20 protein-coding genes and 1 pseudogene are annotated in these 23110 nt (G+C 63.8%); 10 read left to right on the forward strand and 11 right to left on the reverse strand.

Translation table 11 applies throughout. The features are described from left to right. Positions 1-9: 9 nt before the first annotated feature. From msrA to SADO_RS03205, 6 genes are all read left to right on the forward strand, one after another. Complete coding sequence (gene msrA / locus SADO_RS03180) at positions 10-744, forward strand: peptide-methionine (S)-S-oxide reductase MsrA (protein ID WP_353109153.1); 735 nt, start codon at positions 10-12, stop codon at positions 742-744. Between the two features lie 92 nt (positions 745-836). Next, positions 837-1538 (forward strand): acetoacetate decarboxylase family protein, encoded by a 702-nt coding sequence (locus tag SADO_RS03185; protein WP_353109155.1) that lies wholly within the window; start codon positions 837-839, stop codon positions 1536-1538. A 96-nt stretch (positions 1539-1634) separates the two neighbouring features. Then, positions 1635-2882, forward strand: coding sequence for a cytosine permease (gene codB / locus SADO_RS03190; RefSeq protein ID WP_353109156.1), 1248 nt, complete (start codon positions 1635-1637; stop codon positions 2880-2882). Between the two features lie 294 nt (positions 2883-3176). Beyond that, positions 3177-4073 (forward strand): DMT family transporter, encoded by an 897-nt coding sequence (locus tag SADO_RS03195; protein WP_353109157.1) that lies wholly within the window; start codon positions 3177-3179, stop codon positions 4071-4073. Between the two features lie 93 nt (positions 4074-4166). Further along, on the forward strand, positions 4167-5438 hold the full coding sequence (locus SADO_RS03200; protein ID WP_353109158.1) for an ATP-binding protein: 1272 nt from the start codon (positions 4167-4169) through the stop codon (positions 5436-5438). Further along, a complete protein-coding gene (locus SADO_RS03205; RefSeq protein WP_353109160.1) occupies positions 5435-5986 on the forward strand; it encodes a response regulator transcription factor in 552 nt (183 codons plus the stop codon). Before SADO_RS03200 ends, SADO_RS03205 begins: the two co-directional genes overlap by 4 nt. Positions 5987-6009: 23 nt before the next feature. On the opposite strand, the gene SADO_RS03210 is transcribed toward SADO_RS03205, so the two are convergent. Together SADO_RS03210 and SADO_RS03215 are read right to left on the reverse strand one after the other, a co-directional pair. Beyond that, positions 6010-6723: an RES family NAD+ phosphorylase gene (locus SADO_RS03210; protein ID WP_353109162.1), complete on the reverse strand. Its 714-nt coding sequence runs from the start codon at positions 6721-6723 to the stop codon at positions 6010-6012. Further along, positions 6720-7145 carry an antitoxin Xre/MbcA/ParS toxin-binding domain-containing protein gene (locus tag SADO_RS03215; protein WP_353109164.1) on the reverse strand — a complete coding sequence of 142 codons (426 nt, stop codon included), beginning with the start codon at positions 7143-7145 and terminating at the stop codon, positions 6720-6722. Before SADO_RS03215 ends, SADO_RS03210 begins: the two co-directional genes overlap by 4 nt. 426 nt (positions 7146-7571) lie before the next feature. Here SADO_RS03215 and SADO_RS03220 point away from each other — a divergent pair, with 426 nt between their 5' ends. Together SADO_RS03220 and SADO_RS03225 are read left to right on the forward strand one after the other, a co-directional pair. After that, positions 7572-8822 (forward strand): dienelactone hydrolase family protein, encoded by a 1251-nt coding sequence (locus tag SADO_RS03220; protein WP_353109165.1) that lies wholly within the window; start codon positions 7572-7574, stop codon positions 8820-8822. A 55-nt stretch (positions 8823-8877) separates the two neighbouring features. Next, positions 8878-9756 carry a DMT family transporter gene (locus SADO_RS03225; protein WP_353109167.1) on the forward strand — a complete coding sequence of 293 codons (879 nt, stop codon included), beginning with the start codon at positions 8878-8880 and terminating at the stop codon, positions 9754-9756. Between the two features lie 51 nt (positions 9757-9807). Here the strand turns inward: SADO_RS03225 and SADO_RS03230 are convergent, their stop codons facing one another. Further along, positions 9808-11454 carry an alpha-keto acid decarboxylase family protein gene (locus SADO_RS03230; protein ID WP_353109169.1) on the reverse strand — a complete coding sequence of 549 codons (1647 nt, stop codon included), beginning with the start codon at positions 11452-11454 and terminating at the stop codon, positions 9808-9810. 159 nt (positions 11455-11613) lie between these two features. On the opposite strand from SADO_RS03230, the gene SADO_RS03235 reads away from it, so the two are divergent. Further along, positions 11614-11976: a SpoIIAA family protein gene (locus SADO_RS03235; RefSeq protein WP_353109171.1), complete on the forward strand. Its 363-nt coding sequence runs from the start codon at positions 11614-11616 to the stop codon at positions 11974-11976. A gap of 16 nt (positions 11977-11992) precedes the next feature. Here SADO_RS03235 and SADO_RS03240 read toward each other — a convergent pair whose 3' ends face one another. The 8 genes and pseudogenes from SADO_RS03240 to SADO_RS03275 all read right to left on the reverse strand — a co-directional run bounded on the left by SADO_RS03240 (position 11993) and on the right by SADO_RS03275 (position 22515). Beyond that, complete coding sequence (locus tag SADO_RS03240) at positions 11993-13810, reverse strand: IucA/IucC family protein (RefSeq protein ID WP_353109173.1); 1818 nt, start codon at positions 13808-13810, stop codon at positions 11993-11995. 12 nt (positions 13811-13822) lie between these two features. Beyond that, entirely contained in the window at positions 13823-14398 is a 576-nt protein-coding gene (locus tag SADO_RS03245) for a GNAT family N-acetyltransferase (protein ID WP_353109174.1), read from the reverse strand. A 53-nt stretch (positions 14399-14451) separates the two neighbouring features. Next, complete coding sequence (locus SADO_RS03250; protein ID WP_353109176.1) at positions 14452-15792, reverse strand: lysine N(6)-hydroxylase/L-ornithine N(5)-oxygenase family protein; 1341 nt, start codon at positions 15790-15792, stop codon at positions 14452-14454. Next, positions 15785-17371, reverse strand: coding sequence for a pyridoxal phosphate-dependent decarboxylase family protein (locus SADO_RS03255; protein ID WP_353109178.1), 1587 nt, complete (start codon positions 17369-17371; stop codon positions 15785-15787). The genes SADO_RS03250 and SADO_RS03255 overlap by 8 nt, the downstream gene beginning before the upstream one ends. Positions 17372-17522: 151 nt before the next feature. After that, the gene (locus SADO_RS03260) at positions 17523-19766 is read right to left on the reverse strand and encodes a TonB-dependent siderophore receptor (protein ID WP_353109179.1); all 2244 of its coding nucleotides are present in this window, start codon (positions 19764-19766) and stop codon (positions 17523-17525) included. Between the two features lie 248 nt (positions 19767-20014). Further along, positions 20015-20855: pseudogene (locus SADO_RS03265) on the reverse strand (SDR family oxidoreductase). Positions 20856-20961: 106 nt separating this feature from the next. Beyond that, positions 20962-21780, reverse strand: coding sequence for a thioesterase family protein (locus SADO_RS03270; RefSeq protein WP_353109180.1), 819 nt, complete (start codon positions 21778-21780; stop codon positions 20962-20964). Between the two features lie 78 nt (positions 21781-21858). Continuing rightward, positions 21859-22515 (reverse strand): HAD hydrolase-like protein, encoded by a 657-nt coding sequence (locus SADO_RS03275; protein ID WP_353109182.1) that lies wholly within the window; start codon positions 22513-22515, stop codon positions 21859-21861. 153 nt (positions 22516-22668) lie between these two features. On the opposite strand from SADO_RS03275, the gene SADO_RS03280 reads away from it, so the two are divergent. After that, positions 22669-23109, forward strand: a complete 441-nt coding sequence (locus tag SADO_RS03280) for a septal ring lytic transglycosylase RlpA family protein (protein ID WP_353109183.1) — start codon at positions 22669-22671, stop codon at positions 23107-23109. The last annotated feature ends 1 nt before the right edge of the window (position 23110 follow it).

Raw genomic sequence — 23110 nt, forward strand, 5'->3', positions numbered from 1 at the left:
GATTCAGTCATGAACCCAGTCACCCATACGAAACGCCTGGGCCCCCTGGGCATGGCGCTGGCCGTGATCGGCTGCGCCGGCGCGCTGCTCTGGCCGCTGCTCGTACCGGCGGCGGCAGAGGCCGAAGCGATCGACGTACCGACCGCCGAGCAGCCGATAGCGACCGCGCCCACCGGCATGCAAACGGCAGTGCTCGCCGGCGGCTGCTTCTGGGGTATCGAAGCCGTGTTCGAACACGTCGAAGGCGTAACCGATGTCGTCTCCGGCTACGCCGGCGGCGATGCCGATACCGCCAGCTACCGGGCCACCAGCAGCGGGCGTACCGGTCATGCCGAAGCGGTGCGTATCGAATACGACTCGGCAGTGATCGGCTATACCGATCTGCTGCAGATCTATTTCTCGGTCGCCCACGATCCGACCCAGGTCGGCGGCCAGGGGCCCGATCGCGGCAGCCAGTACCGCTCGGCCATCTTCGCGCTCGATGCTGGCCAGAACCGCGCGGCGCAAGACTATATCGCCCAACTCGACGACGCCGACGTCTACGACGCGCCGATCGCCACCGAGGTCACCCCGATCGCGGCCGACGCGTTCTACCCGGCCGAGGCCTATCACCAGGATTTCGCGACCCGTAACCCGAACCATCCCTATATCCGCCACTGGGATGCGCCCAAGGTCAGCGCGCTGCAGGCCCGCTTCGGGGATCGCTACCGCGCGCGGCCCGCGTTGCCACTCGCCAGCGGCTGAGCGCGCCCGTAAAGTCCATCGTTCGCGTTTCGGTCGACAGCTCGATAGCTCGACGCATGCACGCCAGTGAGTCCATCCTCTAGGATGGACTCATGAGTGATCGCCACGCAGATATCATCGCTCCGCCTTGGCAACTCGAAGGCCGCGGCCTGATTGCACTGTTCGCCTGCAGCCGGGAGTTCGGCAATGCCTGTGCCGAAGCCGTACCAGCACTACGCGGCCGGGCCCGCGGCGGTATCGGGGCGCTCATGCTGGTCGACTACGCGAGCTCCAACGTCGGCCCCTATCGCGAACTGCTTATTGTTCCCGGCCGTTTCGCCAACGAACACGGTGTACCCATGCCGGCCGTTACGCATATCTGGGTGTCCACACAGGAAAGCGTCGACGGCGGACGGTTCAATTGGGGCCTGCCCAAACAGCGCGCCAGTTTCCGCGATCGCAATCAGGCCGACGGCCATGCCCGCCAAGTGAATATTCACCGCGGCGGCAGTGCGACTATTCGCCTGGCCTATCGTGCGTTTGGGCCACCGCTACCGGTGACGACCCGCCTGTTGCGACCGCGCTGGCATACCCTCGATCAGCCCTGCGGCGATTATCGCTATCGCACCCGGATCTCGGCCCGCGGCCGGGTTCGTGCCGCGCGGCTTACAGATCACGCCATACCGTCGGATGCGGGCTTTGCGGATATCTTCTCGCAGCGTCATCTGGCGACGCTCGCGGTCTCGCGTTTTGCCATGACCTTTCCCACCGCCGAGATTCAAGCCATGCCCGCAACCACGCGAATTGCCGGCTAGAGCTGCGCCGGCACCTCGCCGCCATGGCACGAGGCTTGCTTGACCGGAAGCCGGCATAATCGGCCTGCAAAACCGCTCCGGGGAACAGCGACCTACATGGCAGAACAGCACACGGACTACGAACTCGAACAGGTCCCCGCCGGCGCGCGGCGCGGCTTCTGGACCATGCTCGCGGTGATGCTCGGCTTCACCTTCTTCTCGGCCAGCATGTGGGCCGGCGGCACACTCGGCGAGGGGCTCTCGCTCGCGCGCTTCGCTGCGGTGGTGCTGTGCGGCAATCTGGTGCTCGGCGCCTATGCCGCGCTGCTCGCACTCATCGCCAGCCGCACCGGGCTGTCCACCCATCTGATCAGCCGCTATGCCTTCGGCAGCCGCGGTTCGTGGCTGCCCTCGGCGCTGCTTGGCGGGACCCAGGTGGGCTGGTTTGGGGTCGGCGTGGTGATGTTCGCCCTGCCGGTCCAGGTCGCTACCGGTATCGATACGCTATGGCTGATAATCGCCGGCGGCGTGCTGATGACCGCGACGGCCTATCTCGGCTTCAAGGCACTTGCCGTGCTCAGCCTGATCGCAGTCCCGGCCATCTTCGTTCTAGGCAATCTCTCGGTCGGCATGGCGGTGAACGAGGCCGGTGGCCTGGGCGCGCTGGCCGCAATCCAGCCGGAGAACTCGATCACCCTCGCGGTGGCGCTTTCGACCTGTATCGGTTCGTTCATCAGCGGCGCGACGCTCACGCCGGACTTCGTGCGCTTTGCGAAGACCCCGAAGATCGGTGTGAGCACCACGCTGATCGCCTTCTTCCTGGGCAACTCGCTGATGTTCACCTTCGGTGCGGTGGGCGCGTTGGTCTATAGCGAGTCGGACATCTCGCAGGTCATGTTCGCTCAGGGGCTGATCATCCCGGCCGTTCTCGTGCTCGGCCTGAATATCTGGACCACCAACGACAACGCGCTCTATGCCGCGTCGCTGGGTTTTTCCAATATCACCGGCTGGCCCAAGCACTGGATCGTGCTCGTCAACGGCATCGTCGGTACCGTGTTCGCGCTGTGGCTGTACAACAACTTCGTCGGCTGGTTGTCGTTTCTCAGCTCGGCGCTGCCGCCGATCGGTGCGATCCTGATTGCGGACTATTTCCTTGTCGCGCGTCGGCGGTATGCCGCCCTCGAACAGGCCGCCTTCGACACGGTCAACTGGATCGCCGTGGGCGCATGGGCACTGGGCTTCGCGGCAGCCAATCTGCTGCCGGGCATTCCGCCGCTCAACGCCATCGTGACCGCGCTGGTGGTCTACGTAGTCGCCAGCTATGCCCTGGGCCGCGCCGGCGCCCGCGCGCCCGCCGCAAGCTGACACACAGCGGCGGCTCGGCCGCCGCTAGCCCTGCCCCGCTGGGTGCTGCGTTAGACTGCGCGTCATCCACGACCGGCGCAGGTCGGCACGCATGGGGCGTGCGGAACCATCGAATTCAGCCTTAGCAGCGATGCCCGCGGCTGGCACGTGGACTGCCGTGGACAAGGAGATCACCGTGCCGGATGCGCGTGCGCCCCGACGCCTGCCCCACCGAATTCGCTGTCGTGAAGCGACCGGGCCAACCCGCAGCGCTGCCGGCGCTATCGCTCGCATAACGATAACCGCCTGACCTGTATGGACACGCGTGCACCCCGTATCGGACTCGCCTACGGTCTGCTGCTGCTGACCACCATGTGCTGGGGCGCGAACGCGGTCGCGGGCAAACTGGCCGTGGGTCATATCAGCCCGCTGCTACTGACCCAGTTGCGCTGGCTGACTGCCGGTCTCGTCGCCCTGCCGTTCGCCTGGCCGTATCTCAAACGCGACTGGCCGCAGATCCGACAGCATTTCTGGCGGCTACTGGCCTTCGGCGGTATCGGCCTCGGCTGCTTCAACGCCGCGCTTTACAGCGCCCTGAACTACACCAGCACGATCAATGTGGTGATCGAGCAGGCCGGCATGCCGATGGTGATCTTTGCGCTCAACTTCCTCGTGCTGCGCCATGCCGCGCGGCGTACGCAGTTGATCGGCTTCGTGATGACAGTGCTCGGCGTCGCGCTCGCGGTATCTAACGGCCAGCTTTCGCAGCTGCTGCATCTCGACCTGAACCGCGGTGATGCACTTATGCTGCTCGCCATTCTCTGCTACGGCGGCTACACCTTCGCGCTGCGCTTCAAGCCGCCGATGCACTGGCTGAGTTTCATCACCGTGATCTGTATAGCCGCATCGGTGGGCGCGCTCCCGTTCGCGTTATGGGAAGGCCTGCGCGGCGCGACTATCGCGCCCGATCTGCAAGGCAGCGCGGTGGTGCTCTTCGCGGCCCTGTTCCCAGGCCTGATTGCACAAAGCTGCTTCATCTGGAGCAACGAGCTCATCGGCAGCAACCGCGCGGGGATTTTCATCAACCTCGTGCCCATCTTCGGCACGCTGTTTTCGATCGTACTGCTGGGCGAGACCCTGCATCTGTTCCATGTCGTCGCGCTGCTGCTGGTGCTCGGCGGCATCAGCCTGTCCGAACGCGGCAAGGCCTGACGCGAACAGGCGCCTGCGACATATTGTCGCGCCGATACCGCCGATCGCGCGCATGGCGGTATCCTGCGCGTCTCGCTTGCCGACCCATCGCCCATGCAGGCTGTTTCCCGGCTGACGCCCGTCAAACTGCTCACCTGGCTGCATCGCCTGCGCTGGGGCGCGGTCGTGTTTGTGCTCGCCGCGATCGCGACAGCGGCACTCACGCCGGGCGTGGAAACCCGTTCTGGCCCGCTATTGGCCAGCATCACGGTACTGGCGGCGATCAACGCGCTCATCGGATGGAGTCTGCGTCGCCCACGCCCGGCCACCGAAGCCGAGCTGTTCGCGCATCTGGTGTTCGACACGCTCGCGCTCAGCGCGCTCCTGTACTGGGCCGGCGGCTCGTCCAGCCCGTTCGTATCGCTATACCTCGTGCCGATCGCGATCGCAGCGGCCAGCCTGCCGCGTGCCCTCGCGTGGCTGATCGCCCTGGTGGCAGCGAGCGCCTATACCGCTCTGCTGCTCCAGTTCCTCGTGCCGCCACATGCCATGCATGGCGGATTCACCATGCACGTGCTCGGCATGTGGGCGACGTTCATGGTCTCGGCAGCGCTGCTGGTGATCTTCGTGACCGGTATGGCGGCCACCGTGCGGCGCCGCGATCTGGCGCTGGCCGAGGCACGCGAGCAGATGTTGCGCAACGAGCAGATCACGTCGCTCGGTGCGCTCGCGGCCGGCGCCGCCCACGAACTGGGCACGCCGCTGTCCACCATGGCGGTAGTGGTATCCGAACTGCGCGAGGCCTATGCCGACGACCTGGCGCTTCGGCCCGATCTCGAATTGCTCGACCAGCAGATCGGGCTGTGCAAACTCCAGATCACCCAGCTGCTTGGCGCGGCGGAGCAACCGGACCGCGATGCAGAAACCCAGCCGGTCGATCTGGCCGTATGGCTGCGCGCGATAATCGAGCGCTGGCGCGTCATGCGTCCGGAAATTCAGGCGCGGCTCGATCTGGGCCCGGCGCTGGACAGCGCCCCGATAACCGATCGCACGGCATTGAGCCAGTCGCTGATCAACCTGCTCAACAATGCCGCCGATGCATCGCTGGTGAACGGCAGTGCGCGGGTTGCCGTCTCGGCCACGCGCGAACACGACGTGCTGCAGGTCACCATCGACGACGAAGGCCTGGGCATCGCCGAGCACGACACGGCCCGCGCCGGGCGGCTGAGATTCTCGACCAAGCCCGACGGCCAGGGCCTCGGCCTGATCCTGTCACACGTCAGCCTCGAACGTGTCGGCGGCGAAGTCAGCCTCAGGCGCCGCGACGGCCGCGGCACGCGCACCCTGGTGAGCCTGCCGCTCGACGCCGGGACAACGCCCGAATGAACAAGGCCGACGCCAGCGCGATGCGCGTACTGCTCATCGACGACGACACCACCTTCACCGACGCCCTCGCCCGCGCGCTCGGGCGCCGCGGCCTGGTCATTGCCACGGCCCATACGCCCGACGAGGCACTGGCACGCGCCAACGACTGGGCGCCGACCCATGCCGTGCTCGATCTCAACCTGAACTGCGAGGTGTCGGGACTGGATCTGATCACACCCCTGATCGAGGCCGCACCCGGTCTGCGCGTTACCGTGCTGACCGGCTATGCAAGCATCGCCACTACCGTGAGCGCCATGCAGCGCGGCGCGGTGGGCTATCTCGCCAAGCCAGTCGATGCCCCGGCGGTAATTGCCGCGCTCGGCGACGATGGCGCGGATACACCCGTCGAATCACCCGAGCAACGCATGTCGCTCAAGCGTCTCGAGTGGGAACATATTCAGCGCGTGCTGGCCGAGCACGATGGCAATATCTCGGAAGCCGCACGAAGCCTCGGCCTGCACCGGCGCACCCTGCAGCGCAAGCTCGACAAGCGACCGGTGAAGTTCTAACCGACCCGGGCCGTCACGGACGTTCAACCGTGCGGCGCGATACCACTTTCACCGAGAGTGACCACGTCCGTGATTTGCTCGCCGTTCCAGATATAGCCGAAATGCCGGCCCTGCACCGCCGGCGCCAGCACGCGCGGCCTGAATATCGCCACGCACTCGCCGTGCGGATCGCGCACGCTCGGGTAGACGATGCCGTTGCTACCGGCGGACCGCTCCGCGCCGCCAAACGCCTGTGGGACATGGTAGTCATCAGCGTCGAGCAGCGGTTGTACGGTGGCGCTATCCGCGCGCAGATCACGCAAATCGCCGGTCACGTCGACGTGATAGACCCGCATCTCCACGGTCATCGGCGGCTGCGCGCTGTCGGCAAGAAAACGCTCGCGATGAAACACGGTCTCGCGTACGGCGGTGGCTTCGCTATGCGCGGCATAGAACACGCCGAAAGTGCCGTCCGAAAACCGCGAGCCGGCCGGATTGAGATGTGTAAACGCAGCCATGACCGGCGTCGTACCCGGCCCGGCGAGCCGCTCATTTTGCGGCACGAGTGCGAGATCGCCGACTTCGTCGCGCAGGCGGTCATTGGTCAGCGACTCGACCGCGATCGTGGCTTCCAGATCGGCCGGGTCAGATACCCGGTCGAACAGTCCGCGCGGCGGGAAGCGCGACGGCACGATCCGGTGGCTTGGCCGCCAGTCGACCCGAGTCGTCGGAAAATCATTTGGACGCGGCCGCGTCATGCCCAGCCGCCGCGCTCGGCATCCAGATGGCGGCGCACGATCGCCAGATCCTCGATATGGCCGGCAAGCATGCGTTCCAGCGGCGTCGCGCCGCCGAAGATCGGGTTGCTGTTCGGTCGCTTGACCCAGGCATCGGCGGCATCCGCCCGCGGCAGCAGCATCTCCAGCCCCTTGTAGATCCCCAGCAACAGCGACAAGCGCTCGATCTGGCCGACGTCGAGCGTGACGTCGGGCCTGCGCTTCCAGCGTCGATAGGTGCTTGCCGGTGTGCCCAGCAGGCGCGCGGCCTGCACGTCGGTGAGCGCCCATTGTTTGGCGATCCCGAACCAGGTCCGTAGCGCGCCCGGGCTCATCCGCCGGCGCAGTTGCGCATCGTGGATATCGGGGCTTGTGTCGAGCCGTTCAGCAGCCTGGGAAGCCATGGTGTCGACCTCGCGTGTAACTCATATGATCACTTTATACTATTTATTGATCATTTGATAATTAACCGCCAGCGGCCCGTCGTGCGGATTCAGGACTTTGCACCGATTCCGTCCTGCCTCGATAATGCGACGCCGTTGTATCAGGGCGTGTTGCCGTTTCATACGAACCCGCGCCGACGATCATTGAGCCGCAAGACAAGGCGTCGTGTGCGTGGTGTAGCGAGCCACAGTAAGTGCGCGACAACACCGTATTGCGGCTCAATGACCGTCGTCCCGACGGGTTGGGCCAAAAAAAGCGTCATACAGCGTTGCGAATCTTGATCGTGGCACGCCACGACCGGCGACTCGCGCCTTGTCTGACGCTTTTTTTGGACTCCAACGCGGGCTCGTATGAAACGGCAACACGCCCTAACCAAGAGAATTCGCATGACCGCCGACACGATCACAATCGATGCCCCTGACGGCAGCCGTTTCGATGCCTATCGCGCTCGGCCCGAGTGCGGCTACGGACCGGCGGTGATCGTGTTGCAGGAAATCTTCGGTGTGAACAAGCACATCCGCGAGGTCTGCGACTTCTATGCGGAGGAAGGTTATGTCGCCATCGCGCCGGATCTATTCCACCAGTTCGAGGCAGGCATCGAACTCGGCTACGAACCGGCCGATTTCGAACAGGCTTTCGGCTATTTCCAGCGCCTGGACGTGGACCGCACGGTGGCCGATATCGGCGCGACCGTAACGGCCGCTCGCGCGATGGACACGGTGGTCGCCGACGACAATACCGGCGGCGTGGGCGTGGTCGGCTTCTGCCTGGGTGGCAAACTGGCTTATCTCGCGGCCGCGCATTGCGATGTCGATGCCGCGGTGGGGTACTACGGTGTCGGCATCGACGATTCACTCGACCTCGCCGATCAGATCCGCTGCCCGATGGCCCTGCATTTCGGCGGGCTGGACAAGTTCTCTCCGCCGGAGACGATCCAGAACATCCGCGCGGCCTTCGACAATCGTGACGACGTGCAGATCTTCGTCTACGACAACGCCGATCACGCGTTCAACCGCTGGGGCAACGACCACTACAACCCCGGCGCGGCGCGGCTGGCGCATACGCGCACGCTGGCCGTGCTGCGCGCAGCCCTCGGGCCGCATTACGATCTGGCCGCCCTCGCCGACCATCACTTCGAGCTGGAGTTCGCCGCCCGCGACGTGGACGAAACCATGAAGACCATGGTCGCAGAGCCGTATGTGAACCACGTGCCGACCATGACCGGCGGCACCGGCTACGAAAAACTCAAGCGCTTCTACAAGCACCACTTCATTCCGAAGAACCCGGCCGATCTGCAGATGAAGCCCATCTCGCGCACCGTCGGCGTCGACCGCATGGTCGATGAGTTCGTGCTTTGCTTCACCCACGACTGCGAAATCGACTGGCTGCTACCCGGCATCAAACCAACCGGCAAGTACGTCGAGATCCCGTTCGTGGTGATCGTCGCCTTCCGTGGCGACAAGCTCTACAACGAGCATATCTACTGGGATCAGGCCTCGCTGCTGGTCCAGATCGGCAAGCTGGACCCGACTGGCCTGCCGATCGCTGGTATCGCAACCGCGCACAAGCTGCTCGACAAGGAACAGCCCAGCAACGACCTGATGCCCAACTGGGCAACCAGCGCCGACACGGACTGAGCACAATGCGACCTGACACGCTCGCCGCCGCGGCAATCCCGGCGGCGCGACACTGATGCTCGAACGCCTACTACCGCTGTTCTTCGTACTGATCTGGTCGACCGGCTTTATCGCCGCGCGGCTGGTGGTGCCGCACTCGGACCCGCTGACCTTTCTTTGCTACCGCTATCTGCTGACGGTTGCTGCCTTCGTGGCGATTGCCGCGGCAGTCGGTGCGCCCTGGCCGCGTGGCGTGCGAGCCTGGGCCAATGCGCTGATTGCCGGTGTGCTGCTGCAGGGCATCTATCTTGGCGGCGTGTTCTGGGCGGTAAGTCACGGCCTGCCGGCCGGCATCGCCGCGCTCGTGGTCGGTCTGCAACCGTTGCTGACCGCCCTGCTCGCTTTTCCACTACTCGGCGAAACCGTCGGCGCACGCAAGTGGATAGGAATCGTGCTCGGCTTCGGCGGTGCCCTGCTCGTGCTCGAGCCAAGACTCGCGGTCGACGTGCAGGACATCTCGCCAGGCCCGCTCGTAGCCGTGTTCGCGGCCATGCTCGGCATCACGCTGGGCACGATCTGGCAGAAACGCACCGGGGCGGCGGCGGACATCCGCACCAATGCCGCAGTGCAGTTCATCGGCGCGGCCGTGGTGACGATCCCGGTCATGCTGCTCACGGAAGACGGCCGTTTCGAGATGGTGTGGCAGAACTGGGTCGGCCTGCTCTGGTCGTCGCTGGGGTTATCGGTGGGCGCGATCTCGCTGCTGCTGTTTCTTATCCGTCGCGGCTCGGTCGCCAGCGTGGCGTCGCTGTTCTATCTGGTGCCGCCGGTCGTGGCCGTACTGGCCTACCTGCTGTTCAGCGAGACGCTCAATGGCCTCCAGGTCGCAGGGATGCTGGTCGCGGCGGCCGGCGTGGGTATTGCCAGTCGCGGGCCGCGCGAAGCAGCGCAGTAGACCTCGATCACGCGCCCCTGAACCAGGGCGCGCGACATCCTCGCCGCGGGTTCAGTCCTCGCGCCCGAGTCTTTCCTTGAGATGCGCGCCGAGGCGTTGCATGGCCGGCGACGCATCGCGCGGTTCCAAGCGCACGTTGATAATGCTGGCCGTGTCGGTGTTCGCCACTGCGGCGGCCAGCGCTTCTTCGAAGGCCGGCTCATCCGGCGCGTTGTAGCCATCCAGCGGGCCGAACAGCTCGCCCAGACGATGGAACTGCCATTCCGGAATATCGTTGAACGGCCCGTCGAGAATGAAGCGCTCCGTGGAATAGCCGCGGTTGTTGAACACGATCACGATCGGTGCCAGGCCCTGGCGACAATGGCTGACCAACTCCGTGCCGGTCATCTGAAAGGCGCCGTCGCCGACCAGGATCAACGCCCGCCGCTGCGGCCGCGCGATCTGGGCACCGAGCGCGGCCGGTACCGCGTAACCCATGGTCGTGTAATAGCCCGAGGCGAGGAATTCAGTCTGATCATGCACGCGCAGTTCCACGCCGGCGAACAGGCAGTCGCCGGTATCGCAGACCACCATCATGTCCGGCGTGAGCATGGCGTTGAGGCGGCCGATCAGCCGCGCGATGGTCATCGCACGGTCCTTCTCTGGAAAATTGGTCGCCTGCGGACCGGTCGTGAACGCGGGCAATTCTTCGCTGCGCGGCTGCGTCGCTTCGCCGAGCCGGCCGAGGAAATCGCCGAGCGGCGCGCCCGGATAGCGATGATGGCGGATGAACACGTCGCCCTGGGTGGCGCGGATCATCTGCTGCGGGTTGAGCTGGATGGTGTAGCCGCCGGTATCGATATCGTTGAGCGTCATTCCGAGCATGAGGATGCAGTCGGAATCCTCGACCACACGGCGGGCGTCGTCGTTGCTCAGCGCGCCGCTGTAGATGCCCAGATAGTTGGGGTGGCGTTCGCGGATCACCGATTTGCCGGTGAGCGTGGCGGCGATCGGCAGATTCGTCTGCTCGATGAAATCCAGCAGCGGCTGTTGCAGACCGCGCCGGTGAATCTCGACGCCGGCGATAACCACCGGCGATTTGGAATGCGCCAATAGTTCGGCCGTCTCGGCAACCGCTTCGGCAAGCGCGGCCTCGTCGCGGGTTTCCATCTGCTCGTCGGGCGGCGCCGCGACCGTGACGCCCGGCTGTTCGACCAGATCGCGCGGCAGCTCGATATACACCGGCTTGCGATGCCGCAGCGCGGCCGCGAGCGCGCGATCGATCTGGCGAAAGGCGAGCACCGGATCGTCGATCACGGCGGTCGCACAGGTGATGCGTTCGAAGATCTCGCGCTGGAAAGTGAACGGCCCGAAGCGGTGATGCAGCATCGGATCGTTCTGAATCTCGTTGGTGCCCGGCGCGCCACTGATCACGACGACCGGCGCAGATTCCGCATAAGCCCCGGCAACCGCATTGACCACGCTCAAAGCACCCACGCCGTAGGTCACCGCAAGCGCGCCCAGGCCGTTGCAGCGGGCATAGCCGTCGGCGGCGAACGCCGCCGTGTCCTCGCGCGTGGTGCCGATATGCGCCACATCGCTGTGGGTCATCTGGTCGTAGAAACCGAGCACGTAATCGCCCGGCACGCCGAACACATGGGCCACACCCAGCTCCGAAAGCCGTTTAAGCAGGTAATGCCCTATTGCCGTTTCACTCATGGTTTCGACCATAGCGCAGGTTTGCGAGTGATCGCCAACGAACGCACGAGCGTCGTGCTCGGCGCAACGGCTGTGCGCCGGAAGAGCCACGATCGCCCCGCGACTTGCTCGAAAATCATCTGTTAGCGTGGCGCTTTATTCATAGATCGTGGAAACACAATGCTGCGAATCGCACCTTTCGAACCCGACGTCGATCATGTCGTACCGCTCGAAATCGATGGCGAGATCAATTCCCGGGACTTTGCGAACGTGCTCTCGGATCTGGAGAAACGCCTCGCCACGCACGACACCCTGCGTCTCTATATCGAAATCAAATCGCTGGGCGGCATGGGCGCCTCGACGGTGTTCAACGAGCTCAAGGACGCGATCAAGCACTGGGATCGCTTCGATCGGCTCGCCGTCGTCACCGATGTCGAGGGCGTGCGCACCGCCACCACGGTGATCGACAAGCTCACGCCGAAGATGGAATGCCAGACATTTCGCTTCGACGCACGCGACACGGCCCAGGCCTGGGTGACCTGAGCCGCGCGCGTCCCGTTCAGCCGCCGGCGGCGCGCCCCGCCCCGGCGGCGATCGGGTTGGCCAGCGTACCGGCGAACTGCAGGTTACCGGCCGGGTCGTCGAGATCGATCATCTGGGCGTTGTTGCGCAGCTGCAGGCGGTTGAGACAGGAGCGCTTGAAGTCGGTTGCGAACAGGTCGTACTTCTCGAACTTGTCAGCGAACTGCGGGTGGGCCTGCTGATAGTTGTGCACGCAGTTGGCGACCTGCTGCCAGAACGCCTGCTGCGGGTAGCCGCGCTCGGTATGCAGGATGGCGCCGATATAGCGAAAGATCAGGTCGAACAGATCGGTGAACAGACTGAGCACCTTCAGCTCTTCGGGCACCTCGACCGACAACCGCGCCACCTCGCCGGGCAGATCGACTTCGGTGTTCATGATGCCCACCTCTTCGGCGATGTCCTTCATGATCGCGCGAACCGGTACGTTGCCTTCGAGCACCAGAATGATGTTCTCACCATGCGGCATGAACACGAGATCGTGCGCAAAGAAACAGTGCAGCAGCGGCCCCATGTAGGCGTCGAGATAACGCGCCAGCCAGGCATCGATATCGAGCGGTGACGCGTCGATGAGCGCGCCGATCACGGACGCGTCGTCGGCATCGCGGTGCAATAACGCGGCCATGGTCATCAGCCGCTGACCCGGCTGGATCTGGTTGTACGGGCTTTCCCGCCAGAGTGCGGCCAACATCTTGTTGTAGGCGTCGGTCTTGGGCGCGGCAGCCTCGAGCTGCGGATGCCGGTAGCCGATGGAGGCGACCTCGCGCAGGATTGAAAAGCCCTTGCTTTGCAGGTAAGCGTCGCCGCGCACGAGCTGATCGATCCAGTCGTTTATCTCGGGCGTGCCGCGCATGTAATACGGCGACAGGCCGCGGGTGAAACCCATGTTGAGAATCGACAACGCCATCTTCACGTAGCAGCGCGTCGCATTGTCGCGGTTGAACAGCGTACGAATGGATTGCTGAGCCTGGTAGGCGTCCTGACCGAAGCCGAGATAGACCAGATGCTGCGAGGCGATCTCGCCGGCAAACAGATAGACCAGCTTGTTGTGCCATTGCCAGGGGTGCACCGGCATGAACAGATAGTCGCCGGCATCCAGACCACGCTCGGCCAGCCGCTCGGCGAAGGCCGCACGATTGGCATCGTCCAGCTCGTCAGCCATATGACTGGCATAGCTGCGTTCTGAACTGCAGGCGAACTCGGCCCGGCATTTGTGCGCCGCGACCCAGACGAGCCGGATGGGCGCTGCGGCTTCCGGCGTGTAGGCGCGATAGTCGACGCTGTCGAAACCGATGCGCCCGCTGTTAGCGACGAATGCAGGATGGCCTTCCGTCATCGCGGCTTCGATCTGCTGGAAATCGCCATCAACGAAATCGGCCGCACGTGGGCCGCCGTGGGCGATCTTGTAGGCGATGCTGTAGAGCGTGGCGGTGATCTCTTCCAGATAGATCGGCAACGCGCCCGGCCCGATGCCCAGACTATCCTGCAGTTCGGTGATCAGGGTCACGGCATCCAGCGCCGCGGGCTGGCCATCCACCGTTTTTTCCAGCGTTCCCGGTTCGATATGCCAGTGCTCGAGTTCGAGCACGCGCGCGGTGAAGCGATAACACGCGCCGCTGTTCTCGGGGCGGAGCGTATAGGTGCCGCGCTCGGCATCCGTGGCCACGGGCGTGATCAGCAATTCGTGGCAGAACTCGCTGATCATCTTCATAACCATACGGGTGTTGGCGGCGGCCCAGGTCGCGGGGTCGAGATGGGCGACGGCCTGTTCGGTCGCAGTGATCGGCATACGGGTCATCTGGGGAATCCTTTAAAGAGAAGCGCTGAGCGCCGCGGCGTAATCTTCCCGCGTGCAGGTCGCGAACCAGGCGGTCTTGCCTGGCAATTCGACCTCGCGGTGATAGACAAAACCAGCGCGGCTATTGATGGGATGGATGCCTGCGTTGGCCACGTCCGGCTCGACCACAACGCGTTCGACCGCGGGATCGCTGAACAGGAAATCCATGATCTGGACGAATACCGTCCAGCTGAAACCGGGAATGCGCTTGTCGGCCGGGGCGACGAGCACATGCATACCGATATCACCGGGCTGGACGTCGTAGTGGGCACCGATGGCTTCCGCAGCCGGCGCATAGCGTTCCATCAGGAACGTCGGCCGGCCGTCGTGCAGGCCAATGAAGGCATCGAAATCGCGGGACGCGGCGAGGTCTGCAAAGTAATCGCGAACCTGCTGCGCCGTGAGCGACTGCATGCCCCAGAAACGGGCATGGTCGCTGCGCAGCCAAGCATGGGCCGTCGGCGCATGCCGCTCGATATCGAACGGCACGATCGCCAGTTCGCCGATACCGGGAATCTGGCGGGCCTGAAGAACGCAGGTATCGCTCAAGCTCGTCTCCTCGTTGCGTTGAAAAAAAGTGACCGGGGTCGATACGCCCCGCGTCAGGCCGGTGTGCGTCGACGATCCGAAGCCGGCGTGTCCGGCTCGCCCACGGCGAAATGCTGAAAGGCGATACGCCGCTCGATCGGGTAATGCTCGACGCCGGTGAGCGCACGCAGGATGCAGGCGTTGCGATAGCAGGCCATGCCCAGATCCGGAGTCACGAAACCATGGGTATGAATCTCGGCGTTCTGCACGAAGATCTCGGCGTTGTCGTGATCGACCGCATAGTGGCGCGACGCGTCGAAGCGGCCCTGGTCATCCCAGCGGATACGATCGGCGATGCCGGCAACATAGTCCGGCACGCGATAGGCAAAGCCGGTGGCGAGAACGACTGAATTGCTTCGATGCGTGAACGCCGCGCCCTGCTCGTGCTGGAAGAAATCCAGTTCGATGGCGTCGATGCCGGACTGCTGACGCGCATCGCGCAGCTCGACGTTGGCCTGCAGGCCGACATTCAGTGTGCCGGCGACATCGCGCTCGTACATGAGATCGTAGATCGCGTTGATCAGCGACTCGTCGATGCCCTTGTAGAGCGCCTTGTGTTCCTCGCCGAGCTTGTGGCGGCGGTGTTCCGACAGGCCGTGGAAGTAGTCGACATATTCCGGCGATGTCATCTCCAGGGTGAGCTTGTCGTAGTTGAGCGAAAAGAAACGCGGCGAGCGGGTGAACCAGTCCAGCCGATAGCCGTGGCGTTCCTGATCGGCGAGCAGTTCGTGGAACACCTCGGCCGCGCTCTGGCCGCTGCCGACCACGGTGATCGAATCGCTGGCCTGCAACGTGTCGCGCGCATGGGCGAATTCGCGGGCGTGGACGACAGAGCCGCCCAGGTCGCGACAGCATTCGGGCACATGCACGCTCGGCCCGCTGCCCAGCACCAGCGACCGCGCGCGCAGTTCGCGGCGCGCGCCGCTGGCCGTGTCTTCGAGCGTCAGCACATAGCAGCCGGCCGCTCCGTCATAAGCCGTGGCGACAACGCGGGTTGAAAACACGAGGCTGTCCAGCCGTTCCGCCACCCAGCGGCAGTACTGGTTGTACTCGCGCCGCAGCATGAAGAAGTTCTCGCGAATGTAGAACGCGTAGATCCGCCCGGTCTGCTTTAGATAGTTGAGAAAGCTGTATTCGCTGGTCGGATCGGCGAGCGTGACCAGATCGGCCATGAACGGCGTCTGCAGGGTCGCGCCTTCCAGCAACAGGCCCGGATGCCAGTCGAACTGATCGTTCTCGTCGATGAACACCGCATCGAGGTTCTCGATGGGTGCGGCCAGCGCGGCCAGGCCGAGATTGAACGGTCCGATGCCGATACCGGCCACGTCGTGGATATGCGTATCGCGTTTATCCATGACGACGATACGCCCGGTTCGCCGCGGGCACGGCCGCGATCAACTGGGCGTTGCGATCGTTGGCCATGCCGTAGGTCACGACGAGATCGACAATCTCGCGCATCTGCTCGACCGTGGTCGCCGGATTGAGCAGCGTGAACTTCAGGTAGCGCCGGCCATCGACCTTGGTGCCGGCAACCATGGCCTCGCCGTCACGGGCGAGCTGCGCGCGAATCGTGGCATTGAGTTCGTCCAGTTCGGCTTCGGACGTGGTCAGACACGGCCGGTAGCGGAACACGATCGTGCTCAGTTCCGGCCGGTGCAGCAGTTCCAGCCGCGGCTCGGCGAGCATCAGTTCGTAGGTCGCGCGGGCAAGCGCCACGGCGCCGTCGAATGCGTCGCCAATGGCATCGGCACCGATGGTGCGCAGGGTCAGCCACAGCTTGAGCGCGTCGAAACGCTTGGTCGTCTGCAGCGACTTGTTGACCTGATCCGGCGTGCCTGCCGCAGCCGCTTCGGCCGGGTTCAGATAATCCGCGTGGTGGGTGATCAGGCCGAGATCCGCGCCGTTGTTGACGATGAACGCGCTGCAACTGACCGGCTGGAAGAAAGCCTTGTGGTAGTCGACGGTCAGCGAGTCGGCGTTCCCGAGGCCCGCCAGCTTGTGCCGATGCCGGTTCGACACCAGCAGGCCACAACCATACGCCGCATCGACATGCATCCACAGACCCTCGGCACGACAGATCGCGCCGATGGCGCTCATGTCGTCGACGCTTCCGAAGTCGGTGGTGCCGCAGGTGGCCGCCACGGCGATCGGGATATTGCCCTCTGCACGACACTGGACGATCGCGGCGTCGAGAGCGGCCGTGCTCATGCGCCTGGCTTCATCGCAGGCGACGCTGACAACTGCGTTGTGCCCAAGGCCCAACAGGGCCGCAGCCTTGGACAGACTGAAATGGCTGACCTCCGAAACAAACACGCGCAGGCGTGACGCCTCGGCGGGCAGGCCCTGTTTCTGCACTACGCCGTGGCCGTATTCACGGGCACACCAGGCATCGCGCATCAGCAGCATCGCCATCAGATTCGACTGCGTACCGCCGCTGGTGAACACGCCGTCGGCCGCCTCGCCGAGACCGGCGCGCTCTGCCGTCCAGGCAATCAGCTTCTGCTCGATGAAAGTGCCGCCCGCACTCTGATCCCAGGTATCGATCGACGAGTTGATCGCGCTCAGCACCACCTCGGCCGCAACCGACGGCACCAGCACCGGGCAATTCAGATGCGCGGCATAACGCGGGTGATGAAAATACACCGCGTGATCGAGATACAGCTGGCGCAACTCGGCGAGCGCACCCGGCATGTCGCCACAGGCATCGTCGAGATCGACAGCTTCGAACGCGGGCGCCAGCTCATTGGGCCGCACACCGCTATGCACCTGCTTCGCTCGCCGAACGGCAGCTGTAACCGCGTCCGCGGCCTGTTCGACCTGATCGCGATAAAGATCGAGATTGTGTTCGTTGAATATCTGCGCGCGACGGGCCACGGGCTCGTTGTCGTACTGGCTTACATCGGCCACAGGACTGCGGGATGGAGTGGTTCGCATAGGGGTCGGCATCCTTTTTCGAGACAAAAACGTCCGCCCCGCGCTTCGGGCACGGGTTTTCCCCTCGTTCATGAGTCGTCGCGCGCAACATCTGGCGCGACCAATGGACCGGGGGCGCCGCGACTGCTCCGCGGCACACCCGGTCATCGCGCTACCAGCGGTACTTCACCGAACCGATGATGCTGCGCGACTCGCCGTAGGTGGCGAAGAATGGCGGGTCGTCGGTTCCGCGTGCATAGGACGCACCCACATATTTCTTATCGAACAGGTTTCGCGCGTTGACTGCGAATTCATAGTTGTTCCAGTCGTAATGCACCGCTGCGTCGAACAGCGTGACGTCTGGTACTTCCGAGCTATTGGCGTTGTCGCCAAAGATCGAATCCTTGTAGCGCACGCCTGCACCGAAGCCGAGATCGGCAAGCGCGCCTTTCTGGATCGTATAGTCGGCCCAGACCGACGCCTGGTGCTCTGGCGACAACTGGGGACGGTTACCCTCGTTGCCCGACGCGCTTTGAGTGATCTCGGCGTCGACATACGCGTAGCTCGCGGTGACATCCAACCCTTCGGTCAGGCTCGCCACGGCTTCCACTTCCACACCCTGCGACTGCGCTTCGCCAACCTGTTGGGTCACGAAATTGGGGTCGGTGGTCAGATAGTTTTCGCGTGTGAGATCAAACAGCGCCACGGTCACGCCGTAGTTCGCGTTTTCCGGCATGTATTTCACACCGACCTCGTATTGGGTCGAGGTTTCCGGCTCATAAGCGTTGCCGTTGGCATCGGCACCGAGTGATGGCAGAAAGCCTTCGCTGTAGGCGAAGTAAGGCGATAGCCCGTTGTCTGCGGCGTAGAGCAGCGACCCACGCCAAGTAAACTCGTTGTCGTCCTGGGTCGTGGTCGTGCCCGTTAGATTATCGTTGGTACTACGACTGGCGCGGTCATAGCGACCACCGAGCGTGGCCACCCAGCGCTCGTCGAAAGTGACCTCATCCTGCAGATAGAAGCCGATCTGATTCTGGGTTCCGCTTTGGTCGGCGAACGCCCCGGCCGCGTCGATATCCGGCTCGGTGCCGTATTGCGGGTCGTAGATATCGAGCGGGCTGGCCGCCTGAAAAGACTGGAACGACTTCAGGTTCGCGTGCTGATAATCGATACCGGCGATCACTACATGCTCTAGACGCTCGCCACTATCGAAGTCGATCTGGAACTGGTTATCCACCACCAGGCTGTCGAGTTCGCCGAGGTTGTTGTAGTTGGAGCGCGAGACGGTGCGGTCGCCGTCGAAATCAGACGCGTAGACCGAGATGTCGTCCACCTGAATATCGGTATAGCGTGCGTTCTGGCGAAAAGTCAGATGATCGTCGAAGGTGTGCTCGAACTCGTAGCCGAGCATGTACGTCGTGCGGTCGTAGCGGTCGAGGCCCGGCTCACCGGTAAACCGGCTACGCGGAATTTCGCCGTTTTCACTATTGACCAGGGTGCCGCGAGCCGGATAGGCCTGCGAACTCTTGGTTTCATCTTTCTGATAGCTGGCAAGCAAGGTCAACTCGGTCGCGTCGGTGGGTGCCCAGGTCATCGACGGAGCAATATAGACGCGGTCGTTCTGGACGTAGTCGATCGCGGTATCGGCGTCGCGCGCCAAGCCAACCAGTCGATAAGCAACTTTATCGCTGTCGTTTACTGGGCCGCTGACATCAAACTCACCCTGCACGTGATCGTGGCTACCATATTCGATCCCAACTTCACCGCGCTTTTCAAAGGTTGGGCGCTTGCTGACGTAGTTGACGAGACCGCCCGGCGCCGCCTGGCCATAGAGCGTGGAAGCCGGCCCCTTGGGCACTACAATGCGTTCGGCGCCATAGGGTTCATAGTTATAAGTGACAGCGGTACCGGACCCTCCAACCACCGGGGGCGCGATGAGCTTGAGACCGTCCCGGTAGAGGGAATTGTCACTGACATCGAAACCACGAATCCTCAGGAAGGTATAGCGCGGTTCAAAACCAAAGGGCGATCCACTGACCCCGGCCGAGCCGTACTCAAGCACGTTGGCAAGACTGTCGGCCTGGCGATCCTGAATCTGATCGTTGGTGATGACCGATACGGTTTGAGCCGTCTTGGATAGCGGCGTATCAGTCTTGGTGGCCGAGCGCTCACGCTTGACGTTATAGCCATCAACCGGCGCGTAGATATTGGGGACTGTCGATTCCACTTCTACCGTGCCAAGACTTAGGCTGCCTTGCGCGTCGCCTTGTTCGTTATCGCCGTTGACCGACTGCGCCCAAGCCGTCGATGCGAGTCCAAGACCCGATACGCCGAGCGTCGTAGATAGCACCACCGTAAACAGCGGCATACGCCGCCGAGCAATAGCGGCCGCAAGACGATAACAACTTGTTTCCATTCCCCAGAACTCCCTTTGAAAAACCCGCGGCGTGATTTGTCCGCAGCCGAACCCAGTAGCGACTCGCGGATCATCAATGCGAATAATTATTATTTAACACGCACCTTAGGTCAAATAAGACTCATTCTCAAATAGCAGAAAACGGGCGTGTCAAACACCGGGACTGGTATATGGAAGACTCGAGTTAGCTGACGATCGAGCCGCACATCGCGCAGGACGGCGGCGCCATAGCCCAGGGCCTGGATCGCTCAGGTATTGAGAATCACTCCGCCGTTGAGATGCAAGGTCTGGCCGGTCATGTAGGACGACTCCTCGCAGGCGAGATAGACATAGGCCGGCGCGATTTCGCTGGGTTGCGCCGCGCGATCCATCGGGACCTGGCCACCGAAGTGCGCCGTTTTTCGGCACCGAAACTGGCAGGGATCACCGGCGTCCAGACCGGGCCCGGCGCCACCGCGTTCACGCGGCGAGCGACTGCGCCAGAGAGCGAACCAGCCCCTGAATCGCCCCCTTGGTCGCAGAATAATCGATCAGCGTGTCGTTACCTTTGAAGGCATTGACCGACGACGTGGCGATGATCACGTCGCCTTCGCCCATATGCGGCACCGCGGCCTTGCACAGGTGGAAGTGGCTGAAGATGTTGGTCCGAAAGGTGCGCAGCAGCTGCTCTTCCGGAATCTCGGTGATGTCCGCCCAGTCGTATTGTTCTGCAGCATTGTTGACCAGGATATTAATCCGACCGAACGTGGCGAGCGTGTCGTCCACAACCTGGCGGCAAAAGTCCGAGTCGCCGACGTCACCTCTCAGGATCCGACAACGACGCCCGCGTTGTTCCACTTCGCGTTGCGTTTCGGCCGCGTCGTCATCCTCTTCGAGGTGCACGAGCACCACGTCGGCGCCTTCGGCCGCATAGTGCACTGCCACGGCGCGACCGATGCCGCTGTCGCCGCCCGTGATGACGGCCACCTTGTCGCGCAGCTTGTTGGCCGGTCGGTAGCTGTCGCGGATGATCTCCGGGGTCGGCTGCATGGCCGATTCGTTGCCCGGCTGTTCGGCCTGGGATTGCTTCGGTCGCTTCTGGTCACTCACGGCGGCAGAACTCCGGTAGGAATCGAACGTTTCCTACTCTAGTTCTGCCGCACGCGAGCGACCATCCGGTTTTATGCCGATCGTTATACGGCGCGACGCTTGGCGATCAGTGAAAAATTGCGACGTTCTGGCGGCCGATCACCATGGGCTCGCCCGCGCGATTCCATACCGTCATCGCCTGCGAGGAATAGCCGTCGCGCGCGTACTCGGCGCGGCTGGAACTCAGCCACCAGCCGTCCTCGGTCTGTGGCGCGTCGCTGAGCACATCGAAGTGCCAGGTCATGGTGCTGATCGGCGCCGGCTCGCTGAAGCTCGCCATCGAGGCCGGCGGCAATGCATCGGCGAGTGCAGCGAGGCCGACGATGACCGGGTCGATCTTCGTATCCTTGTGACGAATCCAGGCCAGATATTCCGGCGATTCCGAGCCGGTGACGGGCATCGAGCCGCCGACGAAACGACTGTCGAAATGCTGGGTGAAGTTCGGGGCGAGACGCCCGGCCGCGGTGAAGAAGCCAGTCTCGCATGCTTCCGGCGCCGCGGCCTGCGGCGCCGCGAAATCGACGTGGTCGATCCGCGACTCGCGCGCCTTGCCGAAACACAGGATTGCGCGGGCCGCGATATCGGTATCGCTCAGCAGATCCACAGCCACGAAAGCGGTCGACTTGCCCCGGCGCAGCACCGTCGGGCGAATTGCGAGGTCACTGCCCGACGGGCCGATGAAGCTGCATTCCACGGACCGCAGCGGCGGCAGATCGTCGCCCAGGTGGTCATAGGTGGCCTGCAGGCACAGCGCGACCGACAGGCCGCCGTAGATGGCACGGCCCTGCATCCAGTCGGCCGGCACGCTGACACGGGACAGATCGCCGTCTTTCACCATGGCGGCGAGCAGTTGGGACAACGGGGTACGCGCTTCGTCATCGGACATGAAATGGGTTCCTTGCAGGCACAAAGATCCAAGCCTATCGCAATACGTCGGCGTATGGCAGAGCGCGACTCATTACCGCTAGGCTCGACAGGCCATGAGCGTGTCCCGCATCACCTCGAGCGTCGGAAAGAAATACTCCGGCGACTCGGCCAGCAGCTCGGCTTCGCTGCCGTAGCCGTAGCCGACCGCTGCACTCGCCACCCCGTTATGGCGCGCACCCACCAAGTCGAACGAGCGGTCGCCGATCATCAGCGTATCGCTGGCGGCCAACTTCTCCGCGCGCAGGATATGCGCGATCAGCGCCTGTTTTTCGGTACGCGTGCCGTCGAGTTCGCTGCCATAGACGCTGCAGAAGAACGGATCCAGCTCGAAATGACGGATGATCTGGCGCGCATAGAACCACGGCTTGGACGTGGCTACGAACAGCTGGCGACCACTGCGTTGCAGTCCGGCCAGCAGTTCTCGCATGCCGTCGTAGACCACGTTCTCGAACATGCCGGTACGCCCGAAACGCTCGCGATAATCATCGACCGCCTGGCTCGCGCCGGCGTCATCGAAGCCGTAGAAGCGCATGAACGACTGCTTCAGTGGCGGCCCGATGAAACACTCGAGCGTCGCGAGATCATCGACCTGCACGCCCTGGCACGCCAGTGCGTACTGCACGCAGCGGGTAATGCCATCACGCGGATCGGTCAGTGTGCCGTCCAGATCAAATAACAGAATCTTGTATCGCATACATCGACCCTTACCTCCTCACGCCGGCCCCTTTCTCGCGTGGCCTGACGCCGCACCCCGGGCCCCCTCGGCCCACAGGCATATAAGCAAGAACCCCGCCGTAATGTCGATCCGACGAGGACGGGATCGGGTTTTACCGGTAGCCTTGCGCCCATGAACGCGCCCGCCCCAGCCTCTGTCGGCACCGCCTACGCCACCACTTGCGGCCCGCACACGCGGCAGATTTTACTCGTTGCCTTGCTTGCGGGCGCATGCCTGCTCGCCGGCTGCGCGAGCCTGCGCGGTACCGGCAGCGACACCGCGGTCTACCAGCGCGGCGAAGCCTCCTACTACGGTGCCCGCTTTCAAGGCCGGCGCACGGCCAGCGGCGAACGCTTCGACGCGAATCGCCTGACGGCCGCGCACCGCAGCCTGCCGATGGGCTCGCGGCTGCGCGTAACCAATAACGACAACGGCCGCTCGGTGGTCGTGCGCGTCAACGACCGCGGCCCGCATGTGCGCGGGCGCGTCATCGATCTGTCCCGTGCTGCAGCTAGCCGGCTGGACATGATCCGCAGCGGCGTCGCGCCGGTCACGCTGCGCCGGCTCGACTGAC

It is taken from the genome of Salinisphaera dokdonensis CL-ES53 (assembly GCF_040361215.1).
In the GTDB taxonomy this organism is placed as follows: domain Bacteria; phylum Pseudomonadota; class Gammaproteobacteria; order Nevskiales; family Salinisphaeraceae; genus Salinisphaera; species Salinisphaera dokdonensis.